This window comes from Clostridium sp. (assembly GCF_036569345.1).
Classification (GTDB): Bacteria; Bacillota; Clostridia; order Clostridiales; family Clostridiaceae; genus Clostridium_AD.
In genome coordinates this window covers 1-21086 of the sequence record NZ_DATCQT010000197.1, presented here as the reverse complement: position 1 = coordinate 21086, position 21086 = coordinate 1, and the positions used below count along the sequence as shown (strand labels likewise).

The 21086-nt window shown below is 30.5% G+C and carries 18 protein-coding genes and 1 tRNA gene; 8 read left to right on the top strand and 11 right to left on the bottom strand.

Annotation, left to right across the window (positions count from 1 at the left end; genetic code table 11):
• Positions 1–160: 160 nt before the first annotated feature.
• The 10 genes from VIM70_RS20805 to purR form a co-directional block, all read right to left on the bottom strand.
• Positions 161–1150, bottom strand: coding sequence for a peptidylprolyl isomerase (locus VIM70_RS20805; protein ID WP_331947701.1), 990 nt, complete (start codon positions 1148–1150; stop codon positions 161–163).
• Positions 1151–1225: 75 nt separating this feature from the next.
• The gene (mfd, locus tag VIM70_RS20800; protein ID WP_331947700.1) at positions 1226–4747 is read right to left on the bottom strand and encodes a transcription-repair coupling factor; all 3522 of its coding nucleotides are present in this window, start codon (positions 4745–4747) and stop codon (positions 1226–1228) included.
• A 55-nt stretch (positions 4748–4802) separates the two neighbouring features.
• A complete protein-coding gene (pth, locus tag VIM70_RS20795; RefSeq protein WP_331947699.1) occupies positions 4803–5366 on the bottom strand; it encodes an aminoacyl-tRNA hydrolase in 564 nt (187 codons plus the stop codon).
• A 194-nt stretch (positions 5367–5560) separates the two neighbouring features.
• Positions 5561–6757, bottom strand: coding sequence for a S1C family serine protease (locus VIM70_RS20790; protein WP_331947698.1), 1197 nt, complete (start codon positions 6755–6757; stop codon positions 5561–5563).
• 73 nt (positions 6758–6830) lie between these two features.
• Positions 6831–8243 carry a HAMP domain-containing sensor histidine kinase gene (locus VIM70_RS20785; protein ID WP_331947711.1) on the bottom strand — a complete coding sequence of 471 codons (1413 nt, stop codon included), beginning with the start codon at positions 8241–8243 and terminating at the stop codon, positions 6831–6833.
• A 3-nt stretch (positions 8244–8246) separates the two neighbouring features.
• Positions 8247–8933 (bottom strand): response regulator transcription factor, encoded by a 687-nt coding sequence (locus VIM70_RS20780; RefSeq protein WP_331947697.1) that lies wholly within the window; start codon positions 8931–8933, stop codon positions 8247–8249.
• Between the two features lie 398 nt (positions 8934–9331).
• On the bottom strand, positions 9332–10306 hold the full coding sequence (locus tag VIM70_RS20775; protein WP_331947696.1) for a ribose-phosphate pyrophosphokinase: 975 nt from the start codon (positions 10304–10306) through the stop codon (positions 9332–9334).
• Positions 10307–10494: 188 nt separating this feature from the next.
• Complete coding sequence (gene glmU / locus VIM70_RS20770; protein WP_331947695.1) at positions 10495–11865, bottom strand: bifunctional UDP-N-acetylglucosamine diphosphorylase/glucosamine-1-phosphate N-acetyltransferase GlmU; 1371 nt, start codon at positions 11863–11865, stop codon at positions 10495–10497.
• Positions 11866–12046: 181 nt separating this feature from the next.
• Positions 12047–12367 (bottom strand): septation regulator SpoVG, encoded by a 321-nt coding sequence (gene spoVG, locus VIM70_RS20765; RefSeq protein WP_331947694.1) that lies wholly within the window; start codon positions 12365–12367, stop codon positions 12047–12049.
• Positions 12368–12464: 97 nt separating this feature from the next.
• Positions 12465–13286 carry a pur operon repressor gene (gene purR / locus VIM70_RS20760; RefSeq protein WP_331947693.1) on the bottom strand — a complete coding sequence of 274 codons (822 nt, stop codon included), beginning with the start codon at positions 13284–13286 and terminating at the stop codon, positions 12465–12467.
• 364 nt (positions 13287–13650) lie between these two features.
• On the opposite strand from purR, the gene murC reads away from it, so the two are divergent.
• Positions 13651–15030: a UDP-N-acetylmuramate--L-alanine ligase gene (murC, locus tag VIM70_RS20755; protein WP_331947692.1), complete on the top strand. Its 1380-nt coding sequence runs from the start codon at positions 13651–13653 to the stop codon at positions 15028–15030.
• 69 nt (positions 15031–15099) lie between these two features.
• Here murC and VIM70_RS20750 read toward each other — a convergent pair whose 3' ends face one another.
• A complete protein-coding gene (locus tag VIM70_RS20750) occupies positions 15100–15465 on the bottom strand; it encodes a hypothetical protein (RefSeq protein WP_331947691.1) in 366 nt (121 codons plus the stop codon).
• A 220-nt stretch (positions 15466–15685) separates the two neighbouring features.
• On the opposite strand from VIM70_RS20750, the gene VIM70_RS20745 reads away from it, so the two are divergent.
• The 7 genes from VIM70_RS20745 to VIM70_RS20715 all read left to right on the top strand — a co-directional run bounded on the left by VIM70_RS20745 (position 15686) and on the right by VIM70_RS20715 (position 20913).
• Positions 15686–16006, top strand: coding sequence for a hypothetical protein (locus VIM70_RS20745; RefSeq protein WP_331947690.1), 321 nt, complete (start codon positions 15686–15688; stop codon positions 16004–16006).
• 181 nt (positions 16007–16187) lie between these two features.
• Positions 16188–16263: transfer RNA gene (locus tag VIM70_RS20740), tRNA-Pro, on the top strand.
• 166 nt (positions 16264–16429) lie between these two features.
• Complete coding sequence (locus VIM70_RS20735; protein ID WP_331947689.1) at positions 16430–17776, top strand: [Fe-Fe] hydrogenase large subunit C-terminal domain-containing protein; 1347 nt, start codon at positions 16430–16432, stop codon at positions 17774–17776.
• 84 nt (positions 17777–17860) lie between these two features.
• Positions 17861–18385, top strand: coding sequence for a phosphatase PAP2 family protein (locus VIM70_RS20730; RefSeq protein WP_331947688.1), 525 nt, complete (start codon positions 17861–17863; stop codon positions 18383–18385).
• A 72-nt stretch (positions 18386–18457) separates the two neighbouring features.
• Complete coding sequence (locus VIM70_RS20725; RefSeq protein ID WP_331947687.1) at positions 18458–19111, top strand: HAD family phosphatase; 654 nt, start codon at positions 18458–18460, stop codon at positions 19109–19111.
• 151 nt (positions 19112–19262) lie between these two features.
• Entirely contained in the window at positions 19263–19700 is a 438-nt protein-coding gene (locus tag VIM70_RS20720; RefSeq protein ID WP_331947686.1) for a hypothetical protein, read from the top strand.
• A 355-nt stretch (positions 19701–20055) separates the two neighbouring features.
• On the top strand, positions 20056–20913 hold the full coding sequence (locus tag VIM70_RS20715) for a hypothetical protein (protein WP_331947685.1): 858 nt from the start codon (positions 20056–20058) through the stop codon (positions 20911–20913).
• The last annotated feature ends 173 nt before the right edge of the window (positions 20914–21086 follow it).

Sequence of the window (21086 nt, the reverse complement as noted above, 5' to 3'; positions counted from 1 at the left end):
TGTTTAATTTAAATTTAAAAAATAAAAATATGCTACTACAAGTGTAGCTCGTTTTTCTAAGTAATTTTTATCAATATTTCAGACCCTACATTAAAATATAGAAGCAAAAAAATAAAGAATACCCTTATGTTTAAAGGTATTCTTTATAATATTTAAAATTCTATAGATTTTTAGGATAATTCGTTATGTTAGCTTCTGTTTGCCATACTTTCATCTTTGCTGCCCATGCACTTTCTTTTCCAGTTTTTATAAGTTCTTGTTCTATTGTCGCTTTTACTGCTGTAAAAGCTTTTGGTTTAGATGATTTTTTTTCAATCATTTTTATTATATGCCATCCAAATTGTGTTTGAACAGGTTCTGATACGGTACCTGATGGTAACTTAAGAGCTGCTGCCATAAAAGTAGGATCCAATGTAGTATCAGTGAACTTTAGAGTTCCTAAATCTCCGCCTTTGTCCTTAGTTGCATCCGTACCTTTTGCTTTGGCTACAGTAGCAAAAGCTTCACCAGCGTCTAACTGCTTCTTAATAGCTACAGCTTCTGCTTGTGTTGGAACCAAAATATGAGCTATATGAATAGTACCCTCTGAAAACTCAGTTAAATTACTATTGTAGTATTCTTTCTCCTTAGCTTCTGTAGTTGTAACACCTTTTGTAACTTCTGTGTATAAAACGTCTTGAATAACACTTGGCCTTATTCTTGCTTTTAGTGCTTCTTCTGTAAGGTTTGCCTGAGCTAATGCTTCCTTATACTTAGCGTCTGTGCCTAAGCTCTTTTTAATTTGTACTAATTGCGCGTTAATTTCTTCATTTAATTTAGCTTCAGTAGGTACTAGTTTTAGCTTTGTTGCTTCATAATTTACTATTTGCTCTGTAATTAGCCCTTGTACTATCTGATCTTTTTGAGTTGCTAATTGAGCCATAGCCTCAGTATTAGTTGCATAATTTGCACCGTACTGTGTTACAAGTTGTGCTTTAACACCAACTAATTGTTCATCCACCTGTCCTCTAGTCACTTTAGCATCGAAAACCTTCGCTACGGTGCTTTTAGAAATTCCTTCTGGTGTTTTTTCAATCATATTACAGCCAATTAACGATGTAGCAACCATAGTTATTAAAGCAGCAATAATTATTTTTTTTACGTTTTTCATATTAATTTCCCCCATTCTATATGTAATATCGTCATTTTTGATTTCATTGCGATACCCATTAATTTTAACACAAATTTACTTTATTTCAACTATACTTTTTATATAACATGTTATCTCTATGAGATTTGCAAGAACCTCTTCTTCGTTTGAATCTTTAATTTTATAAGCAAAAGCTGGCGCGCTCCCTAACTTAAATACAATACTTTTATTATATTTAGTAACCAAGGCTTTAACTAGTTGCTGATTTATTCTGGCACTGTTTTCAAATTGTAGTATTATCTCCTCCTTTACTTCTTTTACATCTATTATTCCCACTTGGGCTGATATACATCTAAGATAAGCAATATTCATAAGATTTGCTACACTTTGCGGTATGTCTGAGAACCTATCCTCTATTTCCTCTTGTATATCTAACATATCAACGCGTGATTCAATAGCTGCAATTTTCTTATAAATCTCAATCTTTTGCATCTCATCTTCAATATAGGTTCCTGGAATATATGCATCTATTTTTATTTCAACAGATGTTTCTATAGGCTCTTTTTCTACATCACCTCTTATTTTCTTCACTGTCTCTTCCAGCATCCTACAGTATAAATCGTAACCTACCGCAGCCATATGGCCATGTTGGGCCCCGCCCATCATGTTTCCTGCACCCCTAATTTCAAGATCTCTCATTGCTATTTTAAAACCTGACCCAAGCTCCGTAAAATCCTTAATTGCTTTAAGTCTTTTCTCAGCCACCTCAGTTAAAACCTTATCTTTTTTATAAGTAAGATACGCATAAGCTATTCTATTTGACCGGCCAACTCTACCTCTTAATTGGTAAAGCTGAGAAAGTCCCATCTTGTCCGCTTCATAAATTATTATTGTATTTGTGTTTTGGATATCTATTCCTGTCTCAATAATGGTGGTGCATATTAATATGTCATACTTATTCTCCATGAAATCTACCATAACAGATTCTAATTCCCTTTCTGTCATTTGACCATGTCCAATGCATATTCTAGCTTCTGGAATAAGCTCTCCTATATATGCCGCCATATCTTTGATAGTTTCCACTCTATTGTAGACAAAAAAAACCTGGCCCTGTCTATTTATTTCTCTTAATACCGCATCCCTTATTAGTTGATCATTAAACTCCACAACATAGGTTTGTATTGGATAACGCTCTTCAGGTGGTGTTTCAATTACACTTATGTCGCGAACTCCTGTGAGGGACATATGCAAGGTTCTTGGTATTGGTGTTGCTGTTAAAGTAATTACATCGATATTCTTCCTTAAACTCTTTATTTTTTCCTTATGTGTAACACCAAACCGCTGTTCCTCATCAATAATTAATACACCTAAATCTTTAAATTTTACATCTTGCTGAATTATTCTGTGGGTTCCTATTAGTATATCCACATTTCCTTCTTTTGTAGCCTTAATTACAATTTTTTGCTGAGCTGGTGTTCTAAATCTACTTACCATCTCAACTTTTATTGGGAAATCCGAAAATCTTTTAGTAAGATTTTTATAATGTTGCTCAGCTAAGATAGTAGTTGGCACTAAAAACGCTACTTGCTTTCCATCCATAACTGCTTTAAACGCCGCCCTTATGGCCACCTCTGTCTTGCCATATCCAACGTCCCCACATATTAATCTGTCCATTGGTTTATCCGATTCCATATCTTTTTTTATCTCCTCAATTGCTATTAATTGATCTGGAGTTTCATCAAATGGAAATTCTTCTTCAAATTGTTTTTGCCAAACAGTATCCTTACTATATTTGTGTCCCTTAAGTGTAGCCCTTGCTGCATAAAGCTTAACCAAATCTTCTGCAATGTCTGCAATAGAATTTTTAACCTTATTTTTAGCCTTTACCCATTCTGCTCCACCTAGTTTACTGATTTTTGGTGCTTTGCCTTCGCTACCAATATATTTTTGTACCAAATCAAGTTGTTCCACTGGAACGTAGAGGGTATCACCAGAATTATAGCTAAGTTCTAAATAATCTCTTTTATGGTCATGAACCTCCAATTGCTTAATTCCTTTGTATACACCTATACCGTGATTTACGTGAACAACATAGTCTCCCAATTTAAGTTCCGTAAAACTTATAAGTTTACTTACACCCTTTTTACTCGCTCGACTAGTAGTCTTTCTTTTGGCTCCACCAAAAACCTCTTTATCTGATATAACGCACACTCGCAGCTGTGGATATTCAAAACCTTTTAATTGATTACCAAATGTTACAACAACTTGACCAAACTCAATTTCAGCTACACTATCTTTGTATACACTATCAATGCCTCTATCCTTAAGTGTACCTATAAGTCTCTCGCCTCTAGTTCGCGTGCCAGAAAGTATTACAGTCTTATAGCCTTTACTTTTTTTATCCTTTATATCCTCAATAAGCATATCTAACTGGCCATGGTAATCATAAGTTGTAATTTGAGAAAAAGATATTATGCACTTTGGCTTAAGCCTTTGTATAGTTTTAGCAATAGCACTTAAGGTCATAACTTCTCGACTTTCTAAATCCCCATATATCTGTTCCTTATTAATTAAAACTTCCGCTTGTTTAGGCAGTATGTTGCCACGTCTTAAAAGATTCTCATAATTTTCTTCAAACTCAAAATACACACTATCTAATTTACCTATACACCTTTGTACATCATCAACTACTATAAATGCTTCTGCCATATAGTCCAAAAAAGTAGATGTAGTATCATAAAAATAAGGCATGTAGCTATCAATGTCTTTAAAACTCCAGGTTTCTTTAAGTGACTCTAAGTTGACACTAACTAAAGAAGTTATTTTTTGAATAATCTCTCGATCCTTTTTTTTACTAAAACTACCTAATACAATATCTAAATCTTCCTGTATTTTGTTATATCCTTTTTCCCTAATTTCCTGAGTTAGTATTATTTCCTTAGCTGGAAATATCTCTATTTTCTTTACCTTATCAATACTCCTCTGAGTCTCACTATTAAACGTCCTTATGGAGTCTATTTCATCATCGAAGAGTTCAAGCCTAAAAGGAAGCGCAGCTATAGGGGGATATAAATCAATGATTCCTCCCCTTATAGAAAATTGGCCTTTAGTCTCTACTCTATCTACTCTTTCATATCCACATTCAATTAATTTCTGTGAAAAATCATTTAAATTTAAAGTAGCTCCTACCGATAATTTGAAAATGTATTTTTTGAGCAAATTCAAAGGCATATATTTAGCCGCCAAAGCCTCAATACATGTAATTATTATTTTTTTACCACTTTCAGTAATCTTTTTTATAACTTTAAGTCTTTCCCATCGAAGATCTCCAGATATCGCATCCGCATTATAAAAACCCATTTCTCTAGTTGGAAAATAATATACATTATTTACATAAAAAGATAAGTCATCATAAATATTTTTAGCCTCTACATCACTATGAGTCAAAATTAATATGGATTTATCTAAATCTTCATATACACCATTCACTAAATAATTCTTAGCTGATTCTGAAAGCCCATATATGCCAATTGGGAATGCTTTTTTTTCTACATTTTTTATAATATCCTTAAATTGATCACTCTCTTTTAAAGGCTTCATAAGCCCACTCAGTCTCATGTTAACACCTCTCACTCACAACGTAAATATATAAATAATCTTCTAATAATTTCATTTATGCATTAAACCCATTATATTGGTCCATAGCCTGTATACATCCTTTTTCAATTATAGTTTCGGTAGCCTTTATACTAGCTTCAAAGGTCCTTTCTACAAGTATTCGTTCTTCTTTAGAGAACCTGCTTAAAACATGAGATACTAGATCTTTTTCTGGTTTTCCTACTCCGATTTTTATTCTTTGAAATATGTCCGACGACATGTTTGCAATAATGCTTTTTATCCCATTATGTCCACCAGCGCTACCTTTACTTCTTATTCTTAATTTACCTGCATCCAAACTAATATCATCATAAATTATGATGATATTTTCATTAGGAATCTTATAAAAAGAAGATGCTTCGCGTACACTTTCTCCACTTAAATTCATATATGTACTAGGTTTCAAAAGAATAACTTTCTCAGATGCTATGTTAATTTCCGCACACTTACCTTTAAATTTTATCCTATTAATTGAAACATTATACTTATTTGCTATTAAATCAATAACATCAAATCCTACGTTATGTCTTGTATGTCTATATTCATCTCCAGGGTTTCCCAGTCCAACTACCAAGTACATTGTTACCTCCAAATATTATTATGTTTATGTAGTATATCTATTACATAATTATTTTATTTCCTTTAGTCTAGCTCAAATAAATAACAAGTCAGTATTCTAATCTATTTTTTTCATGTAACTTACATATAATATTATACCAAAAAAATACTTTAATCCACAACAAATACCTTATATTATATGTTTTATCATTAGTTTTATTTTAGTTGAGAGAGAACTATGTTAATATTTTTAATTTTACCACTTCTCCAAATCGTGCATGATACATGGCTTCCTATTTTGTAAGTCTCCAAAACATTACTTAAATCCTCCATATTTTTAACAATGGTATCACCTATTTTAATTATAATATCGGTAGGCATAATGCCAGCTGTAGCTGCTCCACTTCCACGAATAACTTCCTGTACATATACTCCCCCTACACCATCATTATCTTCCGGTTTTGCAACTAATCCATAAATACCAATAGACGGTCTAATAACTTTACCATAAGCCATCAAATCTTTAATAATTCCTGTGACTTCATTTATATTAATAGCAAAACCCATTCCAAGAATTCCATCATCCGGGCTAATATTATAACTATTTATACCAATAACTTCTCCATTTACATTACATAATGCTCCACCACTGTTACCTTGATTTATAGCTGCATCAGTTTGTATTACTTTATATAAAGTTTGTTCTCCAGTTTTTTTATCCACCATATTAGTTTTTCTGTCCATTGAACTTATAATACCTGCAGTAACCATTTCTGAAAATCCTTCTCCTAGTGGATTACCAATGGCAATAGCTAAATCTCCAACATTAATCTTTGATGAATCACCAAATTTTGCAATAGGAAGATTGGTAGCTTGAACTTTTATAACTGCCAAATCTGAAATAGCATCTACGCCCACTACTTTTGCTTTAAGCACATTATTATTACTTAGCTTTACTTTTATTTCACTTGTTCCTTCAACTACATGATAACTTGTGATAATATAACCATCGCTCTTAAATATAATTCCTGAACCACTTCCACCAGGCGTATCCCACAATTCTTCTTTTTTATTACTAATCCCAACCACTGCTGGTGCTACCTTTTGTATAACTTGTGAAATATGATTATCATATAGCCCTTGAATTTTTTTATCTCCTAAAGTGCTTGAACTTAAATTACCACTAGACTCTTTTGCCACTTTATCTTTATCAATTACATAATGTGCTGTTATTCCCCCAGATAGGGCTGCTATTAGTATAAAAATAAATACTCTAAGGATAACTTTAAAATAATTTTTTTTATTATTTTTTCTGAATTTAATTTCACCAAAGATATCCTTGTCAGAATCCGCATTCTTCCAAATACCATCTTTTACTTCTTCATAAAATTCATATCTATTCTTATTATTCATAGCATCACCCCCTGTCGGTATGATTTTTTTAAAACCAAGCAAATATATTGTAATATTTCAGTTCAATTGTAAATTATCTTACTTTTGCTAATGTAAACGTAAAATAAACACCATTATCCTTATTCTCAACCCATATGTCTTCCTGTAATTGAGTTATTATATTTCTCACTATGGATAATCCAAGTCCAGTACTATCTTTTACTGTTCTTGATTTATCTGCTTTATAAAATCTATCCCAAATGCGTAATAAATCTTCCTCTGCTATTTGTGGACCGTCATTAAACACGGATATAAAGGCTTTCCTTCCCTTAACTTTCGAACTAATCTTTATTTTTCCACCTTCATTGACATATTTTATTGAATTATCTAATAAATTTGTTATTACTTGAACTAACCTATCTTTATCTCCCGCTACAAATAAATTATCTTCATCAAAACATACATCTACAGATGCTCTTTTTTCTTTTATTTTTGTCTCATTTTTTATAACGGTAAGTCTAATGATTTCATTAATATCCACTTCCATAATCCTTAAACTAAACTCCCCCGCTTCAATTGCAGACATATCTAATAAGTCATTTACGAGCCTCGTTAATCTTTGTATTTCTTCATATGCAATAGATAAATAGTATTTTTCCTTTTCCTCTGGAATTACTCCATCTAGTATTCCACCAATAAATCCCTTAATAGATGTTATAGGAGATCTTATCTCGTGTGATACATTTGATATAAATTCACGTCTGTTTTTCTCGTTTTTCTCTACAGAATCTGCCATAAAATTAAATGTTTGAGCGAGTTCCCCTATTTCATCATTTGATTTTAAATAAACTCGCTTATTCACATCCCCATTAGATATCCTTCTAGCTACAGAATTAATCTCCGCTAAGGGTTTTATAATTATTTTTTGAGAAAAATAGTATATAACTATGCAAGAAAATATTATTGCAAAAATTGCAGATATCCAAATTATTTGATAAACCCGTTTTAAAGATGCACTTATTTCTTCAATGGAGTTGTATAATATTATTGCTCCCTTAAAGCTACCTGACTCAGTCATTATGGGTGTACCGTAAACCCTTACAGTTTTATCAAATATTCCAGCATAAGGTCCTGTATTTTCAAAAGTGTTCCCAAGTCTAAGCTGCTCTAGTTCCGAAGTAAAAACCCGTTTTCCCATAAATTCTTTTTGTTCTTTGTTCGATACAGCATAAACATAACCGTAGCTATCAATAAGCCAAATATCTGACTTTATATACCCCGCAATTATGGTTATTGTATTATTTACTTCTTCAGACGTAGCGTCTCCAGTCATGTACTGCATGGCAAGCCCCTGTATCATATATGACTTATCCAAAAATTGTGCTTTTCGCTCTTCGAAAAAATAATTTTGGAACCAGTAAGACAAAAATGACGCAATAATTATTAAGCTAATGGAAATTATAATAGCATAGGTGGCTAGCATTTTAGAAAATAGTCCTTTTTTCACCATCTATTTGACCTCAAATTTATATCCAACTCCCCAAACGGTTTCTATCTGCCAATTTGGTCCTCCTTGAAGTTTTTCTCTTACCCTTTTAACATGCACATCAACAGTTCTAGAGTCTCCAGGATAATCGTACCCCCAAACCTCACATAACAATTGTTGCCTAGTAAAAACCCTATTTTTATTAAGCGCTAAATAGTGTACTAATTCAAATTCTTTAGGTGGCATTTTTACCTCATTACCTTTATATGTAACGTTATAAGAATTAATATCAATTTCTAAGTCCTCGAAATTTAAAACCTCTTTACCACCATTATCCAAATTATAACGTCTAAGCACTGCCTTTACTCTTGCAATTATTTCTTTTGGTTCAAACGGCTTTACTACATAATCATCCGCCCCCAGTTCTAGCCCTAATACCTTATCAAAGGTTTCTCCTTTGGCTGTAAGCATAATAACCGGTGTTTCGTGCTCTTTTCTGATCCATTTAAGCACATCTATCCCGTCAATATAAGGTAACATTATATCTAAAAGAACTAAATCTGGTTTATAACTTAAAAAAGCTTCTTGTGCAGCTCTGCCATCATGAACTACTTTTGTTGCATACCCTGAGCTTTCAAGATACATCTTAATAACCTCAGCAATATTTTTATCATCATCAACTATTAATATTTTTCCTATAGATCCTTCCATAACTGTACCTCCGATTTATTTTTTCCTATTTTATTTTCATCATTTAATTTTATTTTTTATTTTTTTATTTTTCAAAAATAGCTAGTTTAATTACTAATTTATTATTTTAAGATTTCTTATGAATAATTCACCTTATCACTAATCTATCATACTTTACCACTAACTGATTAGTTTTTTTAAAATGTTACAAATTATTCACCTATTTAGATAAACAATTTAAGTACTTTGCATTCCACATATTTATATATAGTATAGTCATTATCTCACTATTATATAAATAGCGTTAGCAAATTTCATTAAAAAAATTATTAAACCCAATTAATATTTAAACATAATATAAAAAAATAGCGATGCGCAATTATAAAAATAATTGCGCATCACTATTTTAGAATATGTTTTTATAATAAATTTGTTTCTTCCTCAAATAACTTACTTACAGAAACATCCTCATATATTCTCTTTATAGCCTCAGCCAAAATTGGTGCTACAGATAATGTAGTGAATTTTGAGCATTGCTTTTCTTCTGGCACATCAATGGTATTTAATATTATTAATTCTTTTATTACTGAATCCTTTATTCTTTGAATAGCAGGCCCAGATAGTACTCCATGACTACAACAAGCATAAACTTCTTTTGCTCCGAGTTTTACTAAAGCATTAGCTCCATTAGTTATTGTACCTGCAGTATCTATCATATCATCCATCATGATAACAGTTTTTCCCTTAATATCACCTATTACATTCATAATCTCAGCAACATTAGCTTTTGGTCTTCTCTTATCAATTATAGCAATAGTCGCATGTAATTTATCTGCAAATTTTCTTGATCTAGCAACACTCCCAAGGTCTGGTGCAACTACGACCACATCATCTCTATCTTTAAATCCATGTTCTATGTAATATTTTGCAAGTATAGGTGTTCCCGTTAAATTATCAACAGGGATATTAAAATATCCTTGAATTTGAGCTGCGTGTAGGTCCATAGTAAGTACCCTATCTGCTCCTGCAGTTGTTATAATATCTGCCACAAGTTTCGCAGTGATTGGGTCTCTAGCTTTTGCTTTTCTATCTTGCCTTGCGTATCCATAATATGGTATAACAGCGGTTATTCTTCCTGCTGAAGCTCTTTTAAATGCATCAATCATAATAAGTAATTCCATTAAATTGTCATTTACTGGAGCATTGGTTGATTGAACAACAAATACATCTGCTCCTCTAACAGTTTCGTGAATATTAACATTTATTTCTCCATCACTAAAAGTTCCTACCTGTGAAGATCCAACTGGTAATCCAAGTATATCAGCTATATCTGAAGCTAATTTTGGGTTTGAGTTTCCTGTGAAAATCTTAATATTTTTACCGTGATGTATCATATGTAGTCCTGATTTCCAAAATTGTAACAAATCATATTTTAATGTGATTTATATAAATTTTCATTCTACTTTCTAAATAGAATAGCAGTATCATAAGATCCAACTGTTTTTATGTCCCTCTTTTACTGCAGAAATCAGTTTTTCACCTCCCCTTATAATTTACTTATTAAAAATTGTTCATTGAAATTTTATTTGCTATGTCCACTTCTCACTACCCAGTTGTCAATATTCTTCTGCTTCGCTCTAGCTATTGCCAGTGCATTATTAGGAACCTCACTAGTAATTGTAGAACCAGCAGCGGTATATGCATTATCATTGATTTTTACAGGTGCTACCAAATTAGTATTGCAACCTATAAAAACGTTATTGCCTATTATAGTTTTGGATTTTACCTTTCCATCATAATTTACAACCACAGTTCCGCAGCCGAAATTACATCCACTTCCAACCTCTGCATCTCCTATATAAGTAAGATGAGATACCTTTGTATTATCCCCAATAGTTGATTTTTTAATTTCAACAAAATCTCCTATTCTAGCATGTTTACCAATACTACTTTCTGGCCTAATGTACGCAAAAGGTCCCACTGTAGTTCCCTCACCTATCTTGCTTTCAATTACTACAGAACTTTGAATGGAAATCCCATTTCCTAGAATACTATCTGAAATTCTATTATTCGGATATAGAACACAATCTTCTTTAATGATAGTCTTGCCTTGAATTACATTACCTGGATATATAATAGTATCTTTTCCTATTGTAACTTCACAGTCAATGTAAGTGCTTCTCGGGTCAAATATTGTAACCCCATTTTCCATATGGTGTACGTTTATTCTTCTTCTCATAATCGCCTCGACATCTGCAAGCTCTACTTTAGAATTAACAGCAGTAATTTCATCTACTGACGCATTAAAAGCTCCTACCTTAAATCCACCATTTTTCAGGATACCAATGACATCCGTTAAATAGTATTCCTTTTGTGCATTATTATTATTTAACTTTTCCAAACTATTTAGTAGTTCTTCTATATCAAAACAATACATTCCTGAATTTATTTCTCTAACTAGTATTTCACCTTCAGTGCAGTCTTTAAACTCAACTATTTTTTCGACTTCACCATTTTCATCTCTAATTATTCTTCCATATTTTTCAGGTTCATCCATCTTTGATGTTAGTATAGTAGCTTTAAAATCACCTTTTTCATGGTAATTTAATAGTTTACTAACAGTCTCTTTTGTAATTAGTGGGCCATCTCCAACAAATATTGCTACTGTGCCAACAGATCCTGAGATAAATTCTTTAGCACACATTACTGCGTGTCCTGTCCCTAACTGCTGTTTTTGGACAGAATAACTAATCTTTCTATCTTCTGTTCCTTTTTTTACCTGATCAGCGCCTTTTCCAATTACTACATTAACCTTTTCAATATCTGCACTTCTCATAACATCAATAACATGATTTATCATTTCTTTTCCACAAACTTTATGCATAACTTTAGGAGTATTAGAGTTCATTCTCTTTCCTTCACCTGCCGCTAATATTATAGCGCATTTATACAAATAAAACACCTCTTTATATAATAATTCGACACCTTTATACATTATATTATATTAACTTCTATCTAAACACTTTTCACGTTACATTTTATATTATATTTTATATTATATTTAATTGCAACCGACCTCGGATTTTTTAGGTGTTTTTCTTCAAAAAAAATAAAAAGGGGTTTCCCCCTTTTATTTATACTTCTACATTTTCTATTACATTTTCTATTACTTTTTCTACTACTTGTACTACAGGTTCTTCACCCTTAACTTTTTCATACTCTTCCAAAATAGCTGTTTGAATCTTTTCTCTTGTTTGAGTATTTATTGGATGTGCTATGTCCTTGAATTCTCCATCTGGAGTCTTTCTACTTGGCATAGCAATAAAAAGTCCACTTTGTCCTTCTATAACTTTAATATCATGAACAACAAATTCATTATCAAAAGTTATCGATACAATCGCTTTCATTTTACCCTCTGTAGCTATTTTCCTAATTCTAACGTCTGTAATTTCCATACACTCCACCTCCAAGTTGCGTTATAATTATATATATTTCTATATAACTTTGGTTTTTCCTTCTTAATTTGTAAATAAATATTAAATATTTAGAATATTACGCTTTTTCGAGGAATTTCGATGGAGTGAGTTCAGATTTACCTTCGTCATTTATTCCCTTAAACTGAATAATTGATATATATTCTTCTATTAATTTATGCCCTGTTTCAATGTTATCAACGAAAATGCCTATACCTAGAAGTTCACTTTCAAACTCTTTAAGTAAGTTAATTATACCCTTTGCAGTTCCTCCAGCTTTCATAAAGTCGTCTATAAAAATACATTTACTGCCCTTTTTTATGGATTTTCTTGAAAGAGACATAGTTTGCATTCTGTTACTAGAACCAGATACATAGTTTATACTAACAGTACTGCCCTCAGTAACTTTTGGATCACGTCTTACTATAACTAATTGAACACCTAACATTTTAGCCACTTCATAAGCTAATGGTATTCCTTTAGTTTCCACTGTTACTACATAATCTATATCAAGCCCACTAAAAGCAGATGCAAGGATTACTCCTGCTTTATGCACTATTTGTGGATTATACACAATATCCGTCATATATATAAAATTTCCTGGAATTACTCTATCTTTTTGTATTAAAATCTTACATAATTCCTCTGCAAATATTCTACTTTCTTGATTTGATACTCCACAAATATATTTTACCCCACCCGATGCACCTGCTACAGTTTCCACTCTTCCCATAGCTAACTCACTCAATGTTTCACGAACAATAACAATATCTTCACTAATTGTGGACTTAGCTGCGTTAAATAGTTCTGTAAACATTTTCAAATTAATTGTCTTGTTGGGGTTTTCAGTTAATATTTTAGTAATACCTGCAATTCTTTGATTTCTACTATATTTATTCATAATATATCACCCATATCTTTATTTTACGAATTTTACCTTGTAAAAATTATAATATCATTCGTATTTTAATTGTAAATCTTTTTTAGCTTTATTACAATGCTTATATAATAAATTTCAAAAATTAGTTAATTTTAATAACAAGATTTATCGATAGTTATTACTTTTATATCTTTATAAAAGTATAATCATAAAAATATTATGTATAATATGTATAATTTTTTTATCATTTTGTATATAATTAAGAAGTAGCTTTTATGGCAAATAACCTGTTAAAGATGACTTAAATACATTTATTTGATATAATCACTACTAATGCAACTTGCATATACTAAATAAGTATAATTATTTCTAAGGAGTTGATTTAATGTCTTTTGATTTTATAAAAGATAAAAATAAAAAAATTCATTTCATCGGAATCGGTGGTATAAGTATGAGCGGACTTGCTGAGATACTTATAAAAAATGGATATACGGTTTCCGGATCTGATATGAACTCATCACACATAACAAACAAACTTAAACAAAATGGTGCCAAAATTTTTATAGGCCATAATGGCGATAACATAAAGAATGTTGATTTAGTTGTTTATACTGCTGCTATTTCTCCTGATAATCCTGAATTTATTAAAGCACGGGATCTAAATATACCTTTAATGGATAGAGCTGAGTTTTTAGGTCAAATTATGAAGGGTCATAAGTATAATGTTGCTGTATCAGGTACACATGGCAAAACTACAACGACTTCCATGCTCGCTCACATTGTTTTAAACGAAGATGTGGACCCTACCATACTAGTAGGTGGCGAATTGGATGCCATCGGCGGTAATGTTTTAGCTGGAAACAGTGACTATTTTATTACAGAAGCCTGTGAGTATAAGGCATCATTCTTAAAGTTTTTTCCTTATATAGGTACAATATTAAATATAGATGCAGATCACCTAGATTATTATAGAGACATAAATCACATTAAAGATACCTTTAAAAAGTTTATTAACATTATACCTAAAGAAGGTTATCTCGTTGCAAATATAGACGATGAAAATGTTAAAACTATTCTCAAAGATAATGACTATAAATGTACTATAATTACTTATGGAATAAAAAATGGAAAGCTTAAAGCAAAAGATATTAGCTATAATGAATTAGGTTGTGCCACATTTGATGTATATAAAGATGGTCACATGTTATTTCAAATAACTCTTAATGTTCCAGGTCAACATAATGTTTTAAATGCTCTTGCAAGTATAGGAACTTCCTTAATTCTTAATTTTTCAAAAAACTCAATTATTGAAGGCCTTTCTAGTTTCAGAGGTACCCATAGGCGATTCGAGCTAAAAGGTACTAAAGATGGCGTAACAGTTATTGACGATTATGCTCATCATCCTACAGAAATTAAAGCAACTTTAAGCGCTGCAAAAAATTATCCTCATAATAAAATTTATTGTGTTTTTCAACCCCATACTTATTCAAGGACTTTAAGCTTATTTGAAGATTTCTCAAATTCCTTTTATGACATGGATAATTTAATACTAGCAGATATTTATGCTGCCAGGGAAAAAGATACTGGTCTGGTAAGCTCAAATATGCTTGGAGATAGAATAAGAGAGAAAAATGTTAATTGTGTCAATTTCCATAGTTTTGATGAAATTGTTTGTTATCTTAAAACCAATTTAAAAAGTGGTGATATTCTTATTACAATGGGTGCAGGAGACGTCGTTAAAATCGGTGAAATGTACTTAAAATAAAAAAATAAAAGATCATGGGCAATTTTGTCTATGATCTTTTATTTTCTATTTTTTGTTAATTCACTAAGTTTAATTTTTCCAATTATTTTGCTTCTCGCAAAATTTTATATCTACAAAAAACTCTTTATCACTTACTTCAATATATATTGTACTATAATCAATTTCAAAATTTGCGATACTTGAATGTATTCCACTATCATTCAACAAATGTATGGTACATATATTATTATTCTCTATAATGCAAAATCTAAAAAACATTTTTTTAACCATTGGAAATTGAATTCTAGAATTTATGTACTTAGGTAGATTATCAAAATATATGTTCACACATCTATCCTCAATTGGAATTATAAGATCAATGTTTTGTTTATCCTTTTGAATTTCTTTTATTTCAAAATCACTTTTTATTTTCAAACCCGTTTTTTCATATATCATATAACACCTCTAATAAAAATTTTATATAAATATTTTAATAACCAAAAATAGCATTATGTTTATAATACTAAAGAATTATTGCTTTATACAAGGTATTTTTAGTAATTTTTTAATATTGAATTTCTTTCACATTTAATATTATTTTTTTAAAATTATATTGCGTAAAAACATCAGTCTTCGGTTACACTAAAAACGAAAAAATATTTTGGAGGTATATATTATGAAAAATTTTTTAGTTTCCGCTATAGTAGATATAATAATAATTTTTTCTTCATACTTTTTGTTTAGAAGTATTATAAGTGGACCTACTCGTCATAGGTTATATGAAAAATTCATGGGTTCTTTCGCAAAGTTTGTAATTACTATTTTTGTAGCAAGTGTTCTGGTTACTTCCCTCACAGCTCTAGTTTTATACAAAACACAATATATAGTATATATAAATATAATAACTCCTGCCTTAGTTTCTATACTCGTAGGTTTTGTTATGTCTACCGTACCTACTAGAGGCACAGGAGATAAAGAAAAGGATTCTCAAAAATAAGATAAGCATTAATTTTCTTTGTTAATAAAACATGTCCCTATACTGTTGACATTTAACCGTCTTTTGTATATAATAAATCTTGTGTTCAATAAGTGGAATTTATAAATTCGTAAATTTCTTTTCTTATTCAGAAAATATTGTTGACATTTATACATTTATTTTGTATAATAATTCTTGTCTTCGGGGTGTAGCGCAGCTGGGAGCGCGCGTGGTTTGGGACCATGAGGTCGCAGGTTCAATCCCTGTCACCCCGACCAAAAAAAGAGTTGCCATTAGGTAACTCTTTTTTTATTATAGATTTTCACTTTTAAAAATGTATAAAATTATTCGTTTCTGACAAAATAAATAACAGCCTACCATTTCATTTGTTTTTAAATATTATTTTAAAACTATTACATAACTAACAATCTAGGAGTGATTATTTTGGATAAAAAGTATAATGAAATTTTTAAAATATTGATTAAATCTTATTATGAAGGTAACTTTGAAAACGAAGTACAGAAATTACTCTCTAATGATAATATTAATAAAGAAGAATTGAGTGCTATAATTTCTTCCCTTTGTGGAGTCAACGTAGACTTTTCTGTGAATTACATAAATGATTTGAAGAAAGCTATTTTATCTTATGAAACAAATCATAAAGTTGTAAATAAAATAAAACATTGCAGCATGGATTGCTCTGATAAGTCTGGAAAGACTAAGTGTCAATCTTCATGTCCATTTGATGCCATATTAATTGATAAAAATAATAATACTACCTATATTGATAATGATAAATGCACCGACTGTGGTTTTTGCGTGGAAGCATGCCCGAGTGGTGCCTTACTCGATAAAATTGAGTTTATTCCCCTCATAAATTTGTTAAAGGGAAATACTAAAGTAATAGCAACTGTAGCACCAGCTATTACAGGTCAATTTGGTGAAAATGTTAATGTCGACAAACTTAGAACTGCTTTTAAAAAAATTGGATTTACAGATATGATTGAAGTTGCATTTTTTGCAGATATGCTCACATTAAAAGAAGCCGTAGAATTTGATGAACTCGTTAAAACAAAAGAAGATTTAATGATTACCTCTTGCTGTTGCCCAATGTGGGTTGGCATGGTAAAGAAGGTTTACCACAATCTAATTAAATATGTTTCTCCCTCAATTTCTCCCATGATCGCCTCAGGTAGAATTCTAAAACAATTAAACCCTGACTGCAAAGTAGTCTTTATAGGTCCCTGTATTGCAAAAAAAGGTGAAGTTAAGGAAAAAGAACTTTTAGGTGATATAGATTATGTACTCACTTTCGCAGAGCTTAATAATATTTTTGATACATTGAATATAAACCCAGAAAAGCTTGAAGAAGATACATCAACTGAATACGCTTCTAGAGGTGGTAGACTCTATGCACGAACAGGAGGAGTATCTATCGCAATTGGAGACGTTATAAAAAAATTATTTCCTGAAAAACATCATTTATTCAATGCTATTCAAGGTAATGGTGTAAAAGAATGTAAAGAGTTACTTACTAAAGCTCAAAATGGAGATGTTAATGCAAATTTCATTGAGGGTATGGGTTGTGTTGGTGGATGCGTCGGGGGCCCAAAAGCTTTGATTGACGTTAGTCTTGGGAAAAGTAGAGTAGATAAGTTTGCAGAAGACTCAAAAATTAAAACCTCTATAGATAGTGATTGCATGAATGAAATTCTGAGTAGAATTGGAATAAATGCTACTGAAGACTTCAAAGATAAAAACAAAATTAAAATATTCAACAGAGATTTTTGATTAGATTTTATAATATAAATAAAAGTTAAAATATGATACAATATGTTGTGATTAAGGTAATTTATTCTTTATAGGGAGGTTTTTATGAAAGCATTGTTTGAATATATAAGTGAAAGAGATATTAAAATACTCAGAATTATAAATAATTCTTGGAAATGTAGATTTTTAGATATTATAATGCCATGTATGACTTACTTAGGCTCTTTCCCTTTTATGTTTATATTTTGCACCGCTTCCTTTTTGTTAAATGATAGTGATTTACGTGTCATGGCCATTAAAGCAATGATTTCTATAACAATAAGTACTGGGATTGGTAAAATTCTTAAAATAAGTGTTACTAGATTAAGACCTTTTATAAATATTCCAAATTTAAATATAAAAAAAATAGGTATAGATAAATACTCTTTTCCATCAGGCCACACTACTGGCGCATTTTCATTAGCTGTCATAATAGCTTTATATTTCCCGATATTTGGATTTATAACCTTGCCTCTAGCTTGCGCTGTTGGAATTTCTAGAATCTATATAGGAGTTCATTACCCAACTGATGTTATTATGGGTATTTTCATTGGAAGCGCTTGTTCATTTCTTACTTATAGGTTCTTTTAACTTACTTTGTTTGAAAAGTAAAAGTGTGTTTCTATTTTTCTTAGTGGTATACTTTTATTAAGAGGTGATTAAATGCTAACAAATATTAAAGCTGTAATTTTTGATTTAGATGGTACCCTCATAGACTCTATGTGGGTTTGGAATAAAATAGATGAAGATTATTTTAAAAACAGAAATATGGATTTACCTATTGGCCTAAAAAACCAAATAGAGCATCTTAGTTTTGATGAAACCGCATCCTATTTTAAAAAAACTTTTAGTTTATTAGATACTGTGGAGGAAATCAAAAAAGAATGGAATGATATTGCGTATGTGGAATATCTTAATAATGTTAAATTAAAACCTGGTGTAGTTAAGTTTTTATCTTTGCTTAAGACCCTTAATATAAAAATCGGCCTAGCTACAAGCAATACTCACTCTCTAATAGATGCTGTACTTCATGCTAATGGTATTTATCATTATTTCGACTGCATAACACTTACAGATGAAGTATCTAGAGGTAAAAACTTTCCCGATGTATATTTGCTTGCCGCGAAAAAGTTGGGTATAAAACCAGAGGAATGTATTGTATTTGAAGATATTCTTCCTGCAGTTAAAGGTGCAAAAGCTGCTGGTATGAAGGTTGTTGGAGTATATGATGATTTTTCTAAAGAACAAAAAGAAGATATTATTAATCAAGCGGATCATTATATAATAGGATATAACGAATTAACTACAGCCATTTAAAACTCATGAATATACATGGGTTTTTTTATATGAATTTTTTTGCTTTCTAAAGAATAGTATATACTAAAGAAGATAACACAGATTTCGCGTTTACCACTATTATATTAGTACATCGTCATTTTATAGAAACAATAAACGAGGAGCGCTACTATTGATTATTTTTTTAATTTCAATTCTTTTAATAAGCTTTGGTGTATATTATACTATCATGAACCAAAAATTATCGACTCAAAAAACTCAACTAAAAGTTGTCTCCAGGCAGAACAGGGACTTCAAAACAAAAATTGAAAGTTCAAGTAATACTGAGGGTCCTATTCTAATAAAATACAAACCACCACTTTTTAAAACAGGAACTACAAAAGAAAGTTGTAGTCTATACCTAAGTCCTCTAGAAAATTCACCAATTTTGTCTAATGTAATTAAAAATACCTCCCTAGAAATTCAAGACTGCGCTGAGGTTTATAATGTTTTGTGGTATGAAATTTCTCTAAAATCTCAGACTAATATTAACAATAAAGGATGGATAAAAAAAAATAACATAAATACCCTTGATGATACTGTTCATACCCAAGAAGGGACTTTTATTTAAAGCAAAAGGCATATATTTATAAAATATATGCCTTCAATATTAATCTTTTTTCAATATTAATCTTTTTTATGTGTCTTTTTAGCGTGTTTAGTTCCTGAATTATTTTCTTTCTTTTCCTTCTCTTGCTGGCTTCCAACAGAATTATCTTTTTTCTCACCCATAACATTCATCCCTCCTAAAATAAAATTCTAATCTGACTATTACTTTACTATTTTGCACAATATATAAATTATAATGCTATGAAATTAATAGCAAAAATGAAAAACACTATTAAGTTTTTTATTTTTTCGTATGCTGATTATGTTATAATTTATAAATAAAACTAACAATCTTGTTACAACTAAAGGAGTTTAATATGAGAATACTATCTAAAAACAACCTATGTATAAATAGACCATATATAAATTTAAAGAAACTACCAATGAAAAGCTCACTCAGAGTTGGTGAAATTACTGAAGCTGGTTTTAAAAGTACATATATAATAAATCAACAAACACAAAAGTTATCTACTAATGAGAATTACATTCTACAATTTAATAAAGGTATTGAGAAAATAACACTTGATACAGAGCTACTCCATGAACTCTTATTAGTTGAAGTCAATTATTCCTCTAAAAATAGTAAATCCGCTAAATTCAAAGTTTATCTTGTTTTAGATAATATAAAATATTCCTTACCATTTAGTTCATTTCAAGATATTTATGAAAACTGTATGAATATCTTAGCTAGAGAACTTTACGAAAAAGAAGAACTAACTTACATAAAAGAAAGTTTTAACAATTTAGAAAATGATGAAATCTCAGTAGATATAAAGTTAAATTTAGAAAGATTACAAGAATTTAAAGATAAAGTAAACTACAAAAGAAATATTTACTATTTTGTTATAAATAACATAACTTCTACAACTTCAAAGTATGATATTAACGCTAACCCTAAGGAGATCCTAATAAGTGATACTTTAAAAGTTCTAAGATATAACTCTTCTACAAGACTTTATATCATTCTAGAACCTATTGATAAAACAACTAAAATAAAATTAAAGGTCACTGATATTATTTGTAACTTCGGTGAAATTGATTTCCCTACTGTTGACATATGCACGAGTTATGGACTTGGGAAATTATTAGATGTTAGAAATAATGTTATTCCAAATACTAATACATTATCATTATTTGCTAATATATTAGACCTAGGCTTAGAAGTTTTAAAATAGTGATATATAAAAAAGAGCTAGAAATTATTCTAGCTCAGACTGTTGACAAACATAAAATGTAAAACACTCTAATAAATTGGAGTGTTTTTTTTGTAGGCAAAAAGGATTTTGGACCATCAATGTCGAATATATAGAGTATACAAACTTTGTAACTCGGAGGTCTTAATTATGAT

Excerpts from the sequence above, each read along its gene's own strand:
- VIM70_RS20805 (WP_331947701.1), bottom strand. The coding sequence starts at position 1,150 with ATGAAAAACGTAAAAAAAATAATTATTGCTGCTTTAATAACTATGGTT.
- mfd (WP_331947700.1), bottom strand. The coding sequence starts at position 4,747 with ATGAGACTGAGTGGGCTTATGAAGCCTTTAAAAGAGAGTGATCAATTT.
- pth (WP_331947699.1), bottom strand. The coding sequence starts at position 5,366 with ATGTACTTGGTAGTTGGACTGGGAAACCCTGGAGATGAATATAGACAT.
- VIM70_RS20790 (WP_331947698.1), bottom strand. The coding sequence starts at position 6,757 with ATGAATAATAAGAATAGATATGAATTTTATGAAGAAGTAAAAGATGGT.
- VIM70_RS20780 (WP_331947697.1), bottom strand. The coding sequence starts at position 8,933 with ATGGAAGGATCTATAGGAAAAATATTAATAGTTGATGATGATAAAAAT.
- VIM70_RS20775 (WP_331947696.1), bottom strand. The coding sequence starts at position 10,306 with ATGATACATCACGGTAAAAATATTAAGATTTTCACAGGAAACTCAAAC.
- spoVG (WP_331947694.1), bottom strand. The coding sequence starts at position 12,367 with ATGGAAATTACAGACGTTAGAATTAGGAAAATAGCTACAGAGGGTAAA.
- purR (WP_331947693.1), bottom strand. The coding sequence starts at position 13,286 with ATGAATAAATATAGTAGAAATCAAAGAATTGCAGGTATTACTAAAATA.
- murC (WP_331947692.1), top strand. The coding sequence starts at position 13,651 with ATGTCTTTTGATTTTATAAAAGATAAAAATAAAAAAATTCATTTCATC.
- VIM70_RS20750 (WP_331947691.1), bottom strand. The coding sequence starts at position 15,465 with ATGATATATGAAAAAACGGGTTTGAAAATAAAAAGTGATTTTGAAATA.
- VIM70_RS20745 (WP_331947690.1), top strand. The coding sequence starts at position 15,686 with ATGAAAAATTTTTTAGTTTCCGCTATAGTAGATATAATAATAATTTTT.
- VIM70_RS20730 (WP_331947688.1), top strand. The coding sequence starts at position 17,861 with ATGAAAGCATTGTTTGAATATATAAGTGAAAGAGATATTAAAATACTC.
- VIM70_RS20725 (WP_331947687.1), top strand. The coding sequence starts at position 18,458 with ATGCTAACAAATATTAAAGCTGTAATTTTTGATTTAGATGGTACCCTC.
- VIM70_RS20715 (WP_331947685.1), top strand. The coding sequence starts at position 20,056 with ATGAGAATACTATCTAAAAACAACCTATGTATAAATAGACCATATATA.